The organism is Candidatus Aciduliprofundum sp. HYA1 (assembly GCF_056175085.1).
Genome location: NZ_CM149694.1, coordinates 726,688 through 741,782, shown reverse-complemented (window position 1 = coordinate 741,782; position 15,095 = coordinate 726,688). Strand labels below are relative to the sequence as shown.

The 15,095-nt window shown below is 43.6% G+C and carries 7 protein-coding genes; 4 read left to right on the top strand and 3 right to left on the bottom strand.

The annotated features are described in order from the left end of the window. Positions 1-104 precede the first annotated feature (104 nt). The 3 genes from AC0S1O_RS04050 to AC0S1O_RS04040 all read right to left on the bottom strand — a co-directional run bounded on the left by AC0S1O_RS04050 (position 105) and on the right by AC0S1O_RS04040 (position 8,480). Positions 105-3,311 (bottom strand): outer membrane protein assembly factor BamB family protein, encoded by a 3,207-nt coding sequence (locus AC0S1O_RS04050; RefSeq protein WP_475393062.1) that lies wholly within the window; start codon positions 3,309-3,311, stop codon positions 105-107. Between the two features lie 53 nt (positions 3,312-3,364). Further along, positions 3,365-6,976: a right-handed parallel beta-helix repeat-containing protein gene (locus AC0S1O_RS04045; RefSeq protein WP_475393061.1), complete on the bottom strand. Its 3,612-nt coding sequence runs from the start codon at positions 6,974-6,976 to the stop codon at positions 3,365-3,367. 187 nt (positions 6,977-7,163) lie between these two features. After that, positions 7,164-8,480 (bottom strand): DUF438 domain-containing protein, encoded by a 1,317-nt coding sequence (locus AC0S1O_RS04040; RefSeq protein WP_475393060.1) that lies wholly within the window; start codon positions 8,478-8,480, stop codon positions 7,164-7,166. A gap of 109 nt (positions 8,481-8,589) precedes the next feature. Between AC0S1O_RS04040 and AC0S1O_RS04035 the strand changes: the two genes are divergently transcribed. The 4 genes from AC0S1O_RS04035 (at position 8,590) to AC0S1O_RS04020 (ending at position 15,079) form a co-directional block, all read left to right on the top strand. Continuing rightward, positions 8,590-9,336 (top strand): sulfite exporter TauE/SafE family protein, encoded by a 747-nt coding sequence (locus AC0S1O_RS04035; RefSeq protein ID WP_475393059.1) that lies wholly within the window; start codon positions 8,590-8,592, stop codon positions 9,334-9,336. A 57-nt stretch (positions 9,337-9,393) separates the two neighbouring features. Further along, entirely contained in the window at positions 9,394-9,693 is a 300-nt protein-coding gene (locus tag AC0S1O_RS04030) for a metal-sulfur cluster assembly factor (RefSeq protein ID WP_475393058.1), read from the top strand. 38 nt (positions 9,694-9,731) lie between these two features. Next, complete coding sequence (gene udg / locus AC0S1O_RS04025) at positions 9,732-10,313, top strand: type-4 uracil-DNA glycosylase (RefSeq protein WP_475393057.1); 582 nt, start codon at positions 9,732-9,734, stop codon at positions 10,311-10,313. Between the two features lie 62 nt (positions 10,314-10,375). Further along, on the top strand, positions 10,376-15,079 hold the full coding sequence (locus AC0S1O_RS04020; protein WP_475393056.1) for a PAS domain S-box protein: 4,704 nt from the start codon (positions 10,376-10,378) through the stop codon (positions 15,077-15,079). Positions 15,080-15,095 lie beyond the last annotated feature (16 nt).

Here is a 15,095-nt window from a genome sequence, read left to right as displayed (position 1 = left end):
ATTACCGCGCAAGTAATGTTCCTGTTGGTTAAGTATATGGGGCCATATTTAGTAAAAGTTTAACTCTTAACATGGCCAATTTAAAAATAAAAATGGATGAAAATTTATTTTCCTCTTTTTCTCCACGTGGCGATTCCAAGAACTGCAAAAATTGTGACCAACATAATCACTGAGGACCCAAACTCCGGCACCTCTCCACCAGGTATTGCCTGAACTTCGTTGCTCCTCGGCGATTCTCCCACAGAGTTCACGGCGGTTACATAGTAAGTGTATGTGACCCCACTCTCCACATCCGTGTCATTGTACCATAACTGAGATGCAGGCACTATTGCCAGCAGCGTGCCATTGCGGTAGATGCGATACTCCGTGATCGGCATTGCACCGTCAAACGACGGATTGGTCCATGTTAGATTCACATAATCATTGCCCACTGTGAAATTAAAATAGAGTGGCTCGGATGGTTTACCTGGCTTTTGCCACCTCAAAAATGGATAAGTTTTTCCATCATAGATATTCCATATTTTGTTAAAGTCCCAGCCTGCAGAGGTGAATGTCGTTTTGTTCTTCATTTCAATCGTCGTCTTCCCAACGCCTCCAGCACTGCTACTCTGCCCGCTCGTGTTCACATCCCAGAAGCTAGCAATTACTGTGCCACCGTCGTATCCTATCAATCCCCCAACATTAGATGAGCCATCAACTTTCCCAGTAGAATATGTGTATTTCACTGTTCCATAGTTCAATCCAACCAGACCACCCACATAGTTGCTTCCAGCCACATTACCAGTGGCGTAGCTGTTGTGTACACTTCCCCAGTTCCCTCCAACCAAGCCACCCACAGAACCACTTCCACTCAAGTTGCCCATGGCATAGCTGTTGGTCACTATTCCCTCGTTCTTTCCAATCAGGCCACCCATAAAACAGCATCCACTCAAGCTACCTGTGGCATAACTGTTGCTCACCGCTCCCTTGTTCCATCCAACCAGGCCGCCCACATTCCCGCCTCCGCTCACGCTACCCGCGGCGTAACTGTTGCTCACCTTTCCATCGCTCTCTCCAACCAAGCCGCCCACACCAGAATTATATCCTGTTGCACTCAAGCTGCCAGTAACGTAGCTGTTGATCACTACTCCCCCGTTCTTTCCGACCAGGCCGCCCACCCAGTTCCTTCCGCGCACGGTCGCATTAATCAATCCCACATTCTCCACCACTGCATTGCTGGATATATTACCGAACAGCCCAACATAATCCTGCGAGGAGCGGTTTATCCACAGATTCCTTATTACATGTCCCTGTCCGTCAAATGTACCTTCAAATGGATTTGTATAATTGCCAATCGGTATAAATCCAGCGCCTCCATTCCAGCCCTTCGTGAGGGAGCCATCAATGTCGTTCGCAAGCACATAGTATGCACCTAGATCCTCACTCATATTCTGTAACTCATAGATATTATGAATCCATATTATGCTCACTATGTTGCTCTTTCCACTCTCACCAGCTCCATTCACCGCTGTAACATAGTAATAGACGCATCTAACCTCATTCCCCACACTTGTGTCATTGTACCAGAGTTGAGTTGCCGGCACCGTCGCTATAAGCGTCCCATTGCGGTAGATGCGATACCCTGTTACCTCAATCCCACTATTAGGTGCTTCCCAAGTGAGATTTACGTAGCCATCTCCCACCTTCACCTTGAGATTATTGGGAGGTAACGGTGAATAATGTGGTTTGCCTATCGCATATAGATACCCATCGTCAGATCCTACGTATATGGTTCCATCACTTCCTATTGCGGGGGATGAACTTACATAGCCCTCTGTGTGGTATCTCCACTTTAATGTTCCACTTGGATATATCGCATATATGTATCCATCATTAGATCCCACGTATATGGTTCCATCATCTCCTATCGCAGGAGAAGACCATATTGATCCATCTGTATAGTATCTCCATTTAAGAGTACCATCTGGGTTGATTGCATACAAATACTGGTCATCAGATCCTACGTATATGGTTCCGTCATTTCCTATTGCTGGTGATGATTGCACCATATCCCCCATAAGATATTTCCACTTCAACGTTCCATTTGGATATATCGCATATAGATATCCATTACAAGATCCAAAATATATGGTTCCACCACTTCCTATCGCCGGTGAGCTATCCACGAATAGACCACTTGCAAAATATTTCCATTTTATTGTTCCATTTGGATATATAGCATATAGGTACCCCCCAGTGAACCCAAGATCCGTGGTTATATATACGGTTCCATCATTCCCAATTGCTGGAGATGACTCAATGGAATATGCTTCTAAATGATGTTTCCATTTCAATGTGCCATTTGGATATAGAGCATAGAAATATCCATCCTCAGATCCAAAATATATGGTACCGTCATTCCCTATCACCGGAGAAGATATCACATAGTCTCCCGTTTGGTATTTCCATTTCAATGTGCCATTTGGATATAGAGCGCTTAAATATCCCATCTCATATCCATTACCAGAGCCAACATATATGGTTCCATCATTTCCTATTGTTGGTGATGAAACCACTACGCCAAAATACCAAGTTTGGTATTTCCATTTCAATGTGCCATTTGGATATAGAGCATATAGGTATTTACCTGATGACCCTACGTATATGGTTCCATCACTCCCTATCGCCGGTGAAGAACTCACTGCTTTATCTGTATTAAATCTCCATACAAGTTTTCCTATATTATTGCTGGTATCATAATAACTCCTACCCGTATGAAGGAAATCATGATGGAAAGATGCCCATATATCATATGTGGGAACAACATGCACCATATTGCTACGGAATGATTCACCACTACTATTCACAGCAGTGATGTAATAGGAATAGTACTTGTTATTAGTAACATTCGTGTCATTATACCATAATTGAGTGGCACTCACACTGGATATCAACACACCATCGCGATATATGTTATAGCCTTTTATATTCATCACATCTTCCTTTAAAGGAGGTTTCCAGGTTAAATTCACATACCCATTCCCCCCAAATCCCTTCAGATTCCGGGGTGAGGTTGGGGTTATCACATCAAGTTCTATTATTAGTGATTCACTTTTTTCACCCTCCCCTGCTGAACTCACCGCCGTTACATAATATGTGTAAGATTCACCCAAACTCACATTTGTATCATTATACCACAGTTGTGATGCATAAACGGTATCATAAAGTGACTTATCACGATAAATCTTGTATTCTATTATGGATGATGAGCCATTATCCAAAGGAGGCTTCCATGTTATATTTATGTACCTATATCCCTTTGAATACTTCACCTCTAAAGGTGGTAGTGGAACTATAAGACTTTCATTCTTTAAAGGATAATAATCTACTGCCCCCCATCAATCTTGTACGGCCAGTCCACTATCCCATCATGATTCTGATCGTTGGTATCATTGTTATTCGCCCAGTCGTTCCAGTAATTACCGTATCCTGTGGTTGAGTTCCAGTAATTATCGGAACCTTCGTCCAAAGCTTGTGTTGGCAAATATGAATTATATGTGTTCCCAACAAGATTATGTGAGAATATGTTCCCATAAATCTTATTTTTAGAAGATTCATAAATGCGCAATCCGTATCCACTATTGTTAACTATTTTATTGTTGTATATAACATTACCTCCTGAATTCACAAGAGCTATTCCCCGAAAATTATTTTGTATTGAGTTATTCACTATACTATTAAAACTTCCCCATACAAATAAACCATCGTCATGACGAGGACATACCCATGTCAGGTTATTAAATCCATTATTTATAAAAATATTATTCCGTATTAAATTGAAACTACCTTCTATAGATGCTCCGTCAATAGTGTTATTCCTAAAGATGTTATTTTTTATAATACTATATGATAGATCCAGTACCACTCCACCATAGAAATTAAATGAGAATTTATTGTTTTCAATATAAATATAGATAGAGGCAACCAGACTATAGACTCCTCCATAGCCTGTATGCTCAAAAACACTATTCCTTATTGAAATGTCCCTAGATAACTCAACATCAACACCAACCCAATTAGCATATTTTACGGACACATTAAATAAAGATATGTGTGAGGAACAACCAATTATAATCCCTATGGACACATTCTCTATGGTTATATTTCTTATTTTCAGATAAGAAACATTTCCAACAATTATTTCCCCAGCATTTTTTGGTTCTACGGTTGAATTATGCATGTTTCCATTATTATAATAATAAACAGGTTTTCCATTAACTGTATTGTTTTTTGAGATCGTCTGAGAGCCATACATATATTTATCATCTCTTGAACCTGCCCAAAGGAATATGCCTCCAGATCCCATCTTATTGTTCCATAATGTGGCCTCACTACCATCAATACCTATATCATACCCTTTTGAGCTATTTATTACATTATTCGCTATTAAATTATTACTTCCAGCTATTATATAAATGCCATTGGCACCTGAATTTAGAATTACATTATCCCGTATAATTTCATTTGAAAAACCAAATCTAACAATACCGTCTCCTCCATTATTTATTATCTTATTATTTATAATCGGATTGTGACCACTATCGAATGGAATAATATTTCCGGAAACTGCAATTCCGGACCCTTTGTTATTAAAAATCGTGTTATTTTGTATAAGAGAATAAGAGCTTGTGTCGGCAATCCCTCCTCCATTGTATGAGCAATTATTATTTTTTATGGTTATATTTGTGGATTCCAATTCATATTCATCCATGTAATCACCAATCCCGTACCCGACGATATTATGAGTAAGCTTGTTATTTAATAGTCGAATATTGTGAGAAGTAACAAGAGTAACTCCATTTTTCTTAGAGAACTCCACAGTAATGTTTGTTATATCTATATTTTTACTGTGAGATATATATACTCCATTCTTTACGTATTCCATAACAGAATTTTCTATCTTAATATAGGATTTTGTATTCAAAATATTAATTCCATCATCCTCCTCTTTATATATAAACAAATTAGAAATCACATAGGGATTATCCTTTGTTCCATCTCCGGGCCATCCATATCTTTCGACCTGGGCCCTCAGATCATCATCACCATTTATGTATATGGGCCTCGAAGTGTAATACGCCTGGAAACTTATCTCGTAGACCTTGGATGTGTCGTTCTCAGATATACCAGTGACATTTATCACGGAACTATCACCCAACTCAACATTTTGGGGAGTATCTAGAGATAAATTCACACTCACAGTGGTACCTGGAGCCAGTACAATCTTTTCAGGCACACTAACATTCCAGCCATTGGTGGCTGAGGCACTGAGCATTATTGCATCCGTCTTATTTCCAGCATTGCCCACGATTATGCTCACATTATTCCTATCTGGATACCTGTGGATGATCCCGTTCTCTAATTTTATGTATAAGTATGGATAATACTCCCCGGGAATCAACTTACCCGATTCCAGAACTGCAGGAGTTGTCGCTGGCACATCGGGTGATTCTGGAGATTCCTGCCATAAAAATTTATAACCGTAGGGATAATATTCAATCCTCAAAGAACTTACCACACTGCTTCCACTCCCTGAATTTTCCGTACCTATTTTCAGATAGAATCTATACTGATAACTGGAATTTTTCCACTCATTGTAAAACTCGGTTATATCAACAGCCATGAATTCAGGAAACGAGTAATTCCCTCCATCTAAAAACATCTTTCTGTAGTTTGTGGAATTTTCAGAACCCAAAGTTATGTTTATGGATTCATCCCTCGGGCCAGGGTGGCTGAATTTCCAGGTGGCAAGAAGCTTTGGATTGTATGGTTTATCAGAAATGGGCACAAGAACATACGCGTAGGGCCAGCCCTGGGATACCTTGTCCTCTAGAGCCTTGTAGGTGATCCAGTAAAATCCATGATCGCCCCAATCGGAACCCCACGAATTCACGACCCTAAACGCTCCCACATCTCCATCATCCGTGATGCTATCATCGTATCCAACAATTGTCTGAGCATGATTCATGTGATTAGAATTATATTCTTCTGATGAAATTATGTAATTTCCATCTGAAAATCCATTGCCAAATTGCCATGCATCTATACCAAATGTTATCAGGTATCCCTCTTGCAGCAGGGTCTTGAGAGTCTCTATTCCACTATCATTTCCAAAATAAACAGTATAGTAATCTGCAATCCTGTGCTTGGGCGCATCCCTCCACGCACTCTCGTTGCCCCAGGAAATGTAGTCATCAGGATCATAACTCATATTTGAAAGCGTGGCATCACCCACATCTTGAATTATCTCAATGTTTCCCTCAAAAGTACTTCCTCCATCATATCCACCATTCACCTTATTATATGTCCAGGCAGGGCTCATCAGATGTGTGGGAGAATCATCGGTCCAGTTGTAAATTCTCCTCTGTAAAAAACCATTCTGATAGTAACTCACTGCCCAGGCAGTACAGGATCCTTGTTCACCTTGATCTCCCACGGGTGGAAAATGCGGATCCAGATCCCATCTCACACTACCTCTCCCAGATATTCTTTCTCTAACCCCAACGATCATTTTCTGCCCAATAAACTTTTTCAAGTCTTCTTTAGAGGGCAATTTCAATCCGGTGGCATGGCCATCTATTATGGGATAACTTCCATTTGATGAGTTATACTGCAATCTGTATCCATGCGGATCAGATAGTACCTTCACATCATTTTTATGAAAATTAAGAGCAGTAAAGTTCATAACCGTTTGATTCCGATTATCATTGCTCTTCTCTCTCACCATGGATTCCATCTTCTTGATATCCTGTAGGCCTATTTTTCGTATTTTAAATGTCTGTGAGAATGATAGATTTGGAATCTTCTCAGCATTTACATCCTTGGAAAAGGAATGCGTACCATTGGAGGCATTTTCAACCAAAAACACAAAACTTCCAGAGAGCATTACCACAAAGAGTAGCACCACAGCCAGTTTCTTAGTCACCCTCACCTTCATGCATCCACCTTCTGAAATTTTAAAGGTAAATAACCAAACATTATCTTGCACAGAATATATAAACTTTTGGATTTGTACCTGTATATGTTGCTAGCTCAGTATTAAAATTATTAAAATTAAAGAGAGTACAGCAACAGAAATTATCTGAGATATCTTTCGTTTAGAATAAGCGTACGAAAATGCACACTCACGACCAGTCCAGCAATCTCTTCTCACCCTCAATCCTCCTTATTTCAGTTATATCCTGAGTGAATTCAAGGGTACCAAGGTACTTGCCTTCAGAATCGCGAACGGCGAAATACTGAATAAGGATTTTCCTTCCACGCATATCAATCCAGAACTCCGCTTTATCCCTCTCTCCTCTTTTGAACGCCTGAAGAATCTTATTCACTATGTGCACGCTTTTTGGTGGATGACATAACTGCACCGGCCGTCCGAGGATGCTCCTGGTGCGGGTAAATATCCTTTCTCCTCCTGAAAAGAAACGCACACGGTCTTCAGCGTCAATGAATGTGACATCAGCTGGCATAACGGCGAGCATTGCCGAGATCTCCTCTGGGAGCATGTACCCATCTTCCAGTTCCACATCACCCTCACGAATTAACCTTTTCTTATCTGCTCTTAGATTCAGTGTGCCCATGTTCTTTTTCATTTCATCCAAGAGATGCTGTGGAAGCGACATCAATTGCTCGGCGGTTATCTCATTCTCCACCTCGTATGGCATCACTGCCTCAACTCCCGGATCCCAGGCGGGAGGCCTGACCTTGTAATAGCCTATCTCATCATCCTGCATCCTTATCCCCTTGAACTCGCCATCGCTCAGAAGGACCTTAAGTGTGGGGTAAAGAATGTTGTTCTCTCTAAATACCATGTCTATAAGGCGAGATGCCAGATCCTGCGCAATCTCCGCAATGTTTTCATAGTTTCTATTCCCCATCTCCCTTATGAGTTTGTTCATTTCTCCACGGATTTCATCGTGCTTTCTCCACAGCACGGCAGGCACTGCCGTGAGCCCCCTTCTTTCAAGATACGGAAATATGATCATCTCCTCACGATTGTAATGGGTGTATCCCACGGATTTAAGGGCTCGCAGTATCCATTCGAGCGTCCTGAGGGTATTTTCCCTCGCCCTTCCCTCCAGATTTTTTAGAGAAGAGGCATAGAGATTTAGAATCTCAGCATCTTTTATTATCTCCGTATTCTCCTCGTACAAGGTGCGCAGAGGATGCCCCTCTGGAAACTTTATTATCTCCTTCTCAGCACCGCTCACGCTCTCGCGGAATATTTCTACATGTATGTCGCACATTCTCGCAATATCGCGGGAAGATATGCCCTCTTTAACGAGTTCCTGTTCAATGAGAGGAATCTCCAGAGGAGAAATTGAGCGAAGAACATCCTTGAATTCCTCCTTCACCTTCTTTTCGTTCTCTCCACTATGCAATTTTTTTAGCATTTCCTTGAGTTTTTCCTTCTTTAGCTCTCTATTATCCAGCAATTCTGACATTTTGATCACCTCGCCACGACATCTTGTACTCATTTTTAAACCTTTCTGGACATATTTGTTTAATTCACTCCTGAAAATCTATTTACGGAGCAAGCATTTGGGTGGAACAATGGATGTAACTTTGGCAGCTCTTGTTGCAGGAATAATCTCGGGTATTGCCCTCGGACTCACGGGAGGCGGTGGCTCGGTTCTGGGTGTACCGCTGCTTGTGTATATGGTTGGCATGGGAATGCACCTTGCAATAGGCACGTCGCTCATCGCCGTGGGTGTGGCTGCCCTGGTGAGTTCTCTACACCATATGAAAGAGGGGCATGTCATCTTCAGAACGGCATTGCTTATGAGTGCAGCGAGCATACCGGGCGTGTATGCCGGAAGTTACCTTAATAGATTGGTCAGCGGAAACGTACTTCTAATTCTATTCGCAATCCTCATGATTGCCATAGGAATAAACATGCTCAGAACGGCCAAGGTGCACCACGAGGGTGAGCATCGAACTGAGGTATGGCTCATTCTTACCCTGGGTGCAGTTGTTGGCCTCCTATCCGGATTTCTCGGGGTTGGGGGAGGGTTTCTAATAGTACCAGCCCTCCTGTGGGGTGCAAATATGAAAATGCACGATGCGGTGGGGACTTCCCTGTTTATAATATTCATAAACGGGGTGGCGGGAATGCTGAGTTACCATATTCAGGGAAGGCCCGTGAATTATTACGTGACCCTGATATTTGTGATTGGTGGCCTCATAGGAGGAGTGGCAGGCTCAAAGATCGCACTGTCATTGTCCACAAGGGCACTGAAATACTCTTTCTCGGTCCTTGTATTCATCCTGGCGGCCTACATACTCGCAAACACAATATGACAAGAGTGAACATATTTGTCCAGAAATGCTTTAATATGATTCATCCATTTTGGCATTATGGTATCCGAGCAAGAGGTTTGGAACGCACTGAAGGAAGTTGTTGATCCCGAGATAGGGGCAAATCTGGTTGATCTCGGGCTTATCTACGAGGTTCGCGTGGATAACGGCAAGGATGTTTACGTTAAGATGACCCTTACCGTGCCGGGATGCCCGCTTATGAACGTGCTTCCCGCACAGGTGGAGGAGAGATTGAAACACCTTGAAGGTGTGGGGAAGATAACTGTGCAACTCACATTCGACCCGCCATGGAGCCCCGACAGGATGAGCAAGGAACTGCGCGAGATCTACGGCTGGTGATTGCAAAGTTTTAATACGCATTTTACAATCCTATTTTGATGCAGAGCACCCTGGACAGTTTTGGAGATTCTCTTGAAAAAATAGAGGCGGAGATAAGAGAGTGCAATAAATGTCCCCTTCACAAAACGAGGAAACACGCAGTTCCAGGTGAGGGGGGATTCAAGAAACGCATAATGTTCGTGGGTGAGGCGCCTGGAAGAAGGGAGGACGAGGTGGGAAGGCCCTTCGTGGGTGCCGCCGGGAAATTCCTGGACGAACTTCTAAGGAGCGTGGGACTCGATAGGGGTGATGTGTACATAACAAACATAGTGAAGTGCAGGCCCCCAAACAACAGGGATCCCACGGATCTTGAGATAAAAATGTGCGGGCCATATCTGGACAGGCAAATTGCAATTATGAAGCCGAGAATCATATGTCCCCTGGGCAGGTTTGCCACAAGGTACATACTTGAAAGATTCGGGTTTGAAATGCAGCCCATATCCAGAATTCAGGGAAAACTGTTTGAAGGAAGGGTTCTCATACTTCCCATGTACCATCCGGCTGCTGCCCTCTACCATCAGGAATTGAAAAAGGATCTTTACAGGAGTTTTCAAATATTGAAGGATGTACTGGAGCCATAACAGATTATCCACGAAGAGAAAGATACAAAAAATTTAATAACATCCTTGCACAATCCACAACTATGAAATGCGATCAACTTGCCGATGCCGTTAAGGTCGGCATCGTGATTCTGGATGAAAATTTCAGGATTTTAGATGTGAATAGGGAGATAATCCTGAAGGGAGGGGTGGATAAGGAGAGGCTAATAGGCACAGATTTTCTCTCGTGGTTTCCAAAGGATTCGCTTGAAGAACTCAGAAAAATACTTGAGGATGTGAAGGAAGGAGATTTGGACTGGGGGCGTGGCACATTCATACTCTTTTCAAAGAGATTCAAAAAGAACCTTGTTGTTGATCTGAGGGCACGAAGGGTCAAAGACACCATAGTGGTCACGCTTATCGATAAGAGCTGGCTTTACGAGACCCTGGACAGGTTGAAGATTGTTGAATCTGCTGTGCTGCACATGGATGAAGGACTTGTTGTTACCGACGTGAATGGCACGATAATATATGTGAATCCGGCATTCACAAGGATAACGGGATACGAATACGAGGAGGCAATTGGAAAGAACCCGAGGATCCTGAAAAGCGGAAAGCATCCAAAGAAATTCTACAAGGAGATGTGGGATACAATCCTCTCAGGCAGGGTATGGAGGGGAAACCTGATCAACAAGCGCAAGGACGGCACCCTGTACTGGGAGGAGATGACAATAGTGCCCATAAAGAACGAGAATGGAGAAGTAACGCATTTCGTGGCCGTGAAGAGGGATGTGACCCAACGCAAAAAGCTGGAGGACGAGATCAAGAAGAAGGAAGAGTACTACCGCAGAATCTTCGATATGAGCAGGGACGGCATATTCATTGAGACCCTTGACGGAAAACTCCTTGATGTGAACGAGGCAGGAGCGTCCATGCTCGGATACTCTCGAGAGGAGTTGCTTAAACTGGGAATGCAGGCGATTGTACCCGAGGAGGAGATGGGCAAGTTCCCGAAAATAGTGGAGGAGTTGAAAAAGAAGGGAGAGACGCGGCTGGAAGTTCTCAACAGGCACAAAAATGGGTATCTTGTGCCCATAGAACTGAGTCTGGGGCTTCTCAGACTGGATGGAAAGGAGAGGGTTATCGCCATAGCCAGGGATCTGTCCCGCAGGGCTGAGGAGGAGCAGAAGTACAGGATTCTCAGCGAGATGGCCTTTGATGCCGTTATACTGATAAATGAGGAGGGCAGGATTGAATACTGGAATCCCGCAGCGGAGAGAATATTCGGATACAGGGTGAGCGAGGCCATAAATAAACCCTTCTGGAAACTCATAGTCCCTCCAAAATACCTACCCGGAAAGGAATTTTCAAACATAATAAAGAGAGGTTTTGAAAGGGGCAATTTTTCCAACAGGAGAATGGAAGTTGAGGCAATGAGGAAGGACGGAAAGATCATACCTGTGGAACTCGGAATAACAGTATTCAACATAGGTGGCAAAAAATACGCCCTGTCCATCATAAGGGACATCACCGAGAGAAGGGAGATGGAGGATCGCATAAAGAGGCATATGGAGGAACTGGCCGCCGTGCACAGATTCTCCCTGAATCTGGGGTACGTTACGGATCTCAAAGATTTATCCCTCAAGGTGAGGGATGAACTAAAAAAAGTAATGAGTTTTGATGACTTCACCATTGGATTTGTGGATTGGAATAAGAGGAAAATAAGGTACGAGATAATGCTCCACAGGGGCAAGGACCTCGGTCCAATAGAAATTGATCTGGACGATGAAAACTCCCTTTCCGGCTGGATAATTTCCCACAAAACACCACTGCTCATAAGAAATATGGATGAGGAGAAGGATAAACTTCCGGCAAAGTGGTTCAAAATTGAGGAACTGCCAAAGTCCTGGCTCGGTGTGCCCCTAACATACAGGGACAGGGTTGTGGGAGTAATCATACTCCAGAGTTTCAAGCCCCACACCTATGGCCAGAGAGATCTTGAATTTCTGAGCATTCTTGGGTCACAACTCTCCCTGGCAATAATAAACTCACAACTCTACACGGAACTCAAATCCACAATGGAAAGGTACAGGGGCATTGTGGAATCCGCGATTGTCGGAATCGCCGCAGTTTCCCTGGATGGAAAACTGATATTTGCAAATGAGAGAATGGCAGAAATGCTCGGATACTCACTCAACGAGTTGATGAACAAGAATATCATGGAAATCACCACTGAGCGCGGGAAAAGGATATTCAAGGAGCAGTTGAAGAAGAGGGCAAGGGGTGTGAAATCGCATTACGAGAATGAACTTGTGAGGAGAGATGGAAAGGTGATAAATGTACTCATAAGCGCAGTGCCCCTGCATGATGAGAAAAACAGAACCGCTGGCTCAATAGCCGTTGTGATCGATATTACGGACAAAAAGAGGGAGGAGGAAGAACTTCGCAGGAGAAACGCCGTGCTGAACGCGCTTTACAACATATCCACGACCATGGGAAGGGCCCCCACCCTGAGAGAACTTCTGGAAAACGTTTATCAGGAGATAAAGAAAATATTTGAGTTTCGCTGGTTCTACATAGGACTGTACGATAAAAATCAGGGAACAGTCAAATACGAAATTTTGAGATACGGTGATAAGAGCATAAAGGATTACGTGGTCAAATACGATCCTAAAAATTCCCTTTCCTCCTGGGTGATAAAAACAGGCAAGCCCATAGTGATTAAAAATCTGGATAGGGATAAACTTCCAACGGGGTACAAACTTATAAGGGATCTTGAGAAGGAGCCTCCAAAATCCATAATCATGCTCCCCCTAAAGTACGAGAAGGAGGTATTCGGAGTAATAAGCATACAGCATATGGATGCTGAAAAGTACAGCGAGGAGGATTTGAAGTACCTCTCCACGATTTCCAACGCCCTTGCAATTCTGATCAAGAACATTCAGCTCTTCCACGATGTGAAAAATGCGAAGGACAGATTTGAGGCCATCATAAACACCTCGGTTGTTGGCATATCCACAACAAACCTGGATGGAACAATAAACTTTGTGAATGATAAATTCGCCGAAATTTTAGGCTATTCCAAGGAAGAACTCATTGGAAAGAGCATCATGGATCTCACAACCGAGGAGGGAAAAAGGATATTCAGGGAAAAATTAAATAGAAGAGAGAAGGGTCTGAGCGATTATTACGAGATGGAACTCATAAGGAAGGACGGAAAGAAAATCCACGTGCTCATAAACGCCTCACCTCTGAGGGACGAGAATGGCAACATAGAAGGGTCCATAGGCATAATTCTGGACATAACTAAACGCAAGGAGATGGAGGAGAAACTCCGCATGGAGAAGGAAAGGTACAAGGAACTCTTCAACAAGATGGCAAATATAGTGCTCGTACTTCAGAACAGGAAAATAGTGTACGTAAACAAGGAATTTGAGTCCTCCACGGGGTACAGGAAGGAGGATGTTGTTGGCAGAGAGTTCATAGAATTTGTCCATCCCGACACAAGGGACATCGTGCTCAGCAATTACAAGAGAAGAATGCAGGGTGGAAATGCACCGGAACACTATGTAATAAAACTCCTGGCAAAGGACGGAAGGGAGATATGGATGGACATCCGCGCCTCTCTCATTAACTGGGAAGGTGGAAGGGCGGATCTTGTGAGCATGATTGACATAACCTACATGAAGGAGATGGAAGACAGGCTCATAGCCCTTGACGAGATCGCCAGGGAGTTGAAGATGGCAAAGACGAGGGACGAGATATACGAGATAGCAATTGAAAACCTATACAGGATTTTGAAACTTTACAACGCCGCCATCCTGGAACTTAGGGGCGATGAACTGGTAATGGCAAAGAACCGGGGCTATGTGAACCCAGAATTCAGAATAAAGGTGAGCAGTAAGAGGGGAATAACCGCCTGGGTTGCAAGGAGAAATCTACCATATTACTCACCCAACACCGATGAGGATGCCCTCTACATTGAAGGGGTCAGGGGTGCAAAATGTGAGTATGCCACACCCATATCCATAGACGATCGCATATACGGGGTGCTCGATGTGCAGAAGGACGAACCCTACTCGATTTCCGAGGATGAGATAAAACTCATAGACCTCCTGGCCAACAACATGGCGGTGGCCCTGAAGGGCTTAGAAAACCAGATGGAACTTGAGAGGGCAAAGAACCTGCAGGAACTGATGCTCCACATAGTGAGCCATGACCTGAAGAACCCCCTGGCAGTGCTGGAGGGCTACATTGACCTTCTACGGGAGGACTTCAACGAGGCGTACCTCGACGCCATGCAGAACGCCATTGATGAGGCCTCAAGAATCATTGAAAAGGCACGCCTCTTCTCAAAATTGGGCGCCGGAAAGATAGACCAGGAAAAGGTGATCCTGGACCTGAAGAGGGAAATTGAGGATGTGGCCTCCCTGCTCTCCCAGAAATACCCGGATGGAAAGATAAATATCCTTATGGATAAGGTTGAAATCAAGGCATTTCCCCTGATTCGCGAGGTGTTTGTTAATCTTATAGACAACGCGTTCAAGTACGGAGCCACGGTGGTTGATGTGACCTCAAGGGACCTTGGAGATTCGGTGGAAATACGGGTGAAGGATGATGGCCCGGGAATACCCGACGAGAAGAAGAACATAATATTCAACGCCTTTGAGACCCTATCACAAAACAGGGGCAGCGGCCTGGGACTGAGCATTGTGAGGATGATCGTTGAACTCCATGATGGGAGCATACATGTGGAGGACAACAAACCCAAGGGAAGCGTTTTTGTAATACGTTTGCCTAAGGATTAACAATGCGATCTCCCTG

Coding starts and splice junctions, on each gene's coding strand:
- AC0S1O_RS04045 (WP_475393061.1), bottom strand. CDS start 6,976: ATGAAGGTGAGGGTGACTAAGAAACTGGCTGTGGTGCTACTCTTTGTG.
- AC0S1O_RS04040 (WP_475393060.1), bottom strand. CDS start 8,480: ATGTCAGAATTGCTGGATAATAGAGAGCTAAAGAAGGAAAAACTCAAG.
- AC0S1O_RS04035 (WP_475393059.1), top strand. CDS start 8,590: ATGGATGTAACTTTGGCAGCTCTTGTTGCAGGAATAATCTCGGGTATT.
- AC0S1O_RS04030 (WP_475393058.1), top strand. CDS start 9,394: ATGGTATCCGAGCAAGAGGTTTGGAACGCACTGAAGGAAGTTGTTGAT.
- udg (WP_475393057.1), top strand. CDS start 9,732: ATGCAGAGCACCCTGGACAGTTTTGGAGATTCTCTTGAAAAAATAGAG.
- AC0S1O_RS04020 (WP_475393056.1), top strand. CDS start 10,376: ATGAAATGCGATCAACTTGCCGATGCCGTTAAGGTCGGCATCGTGATT.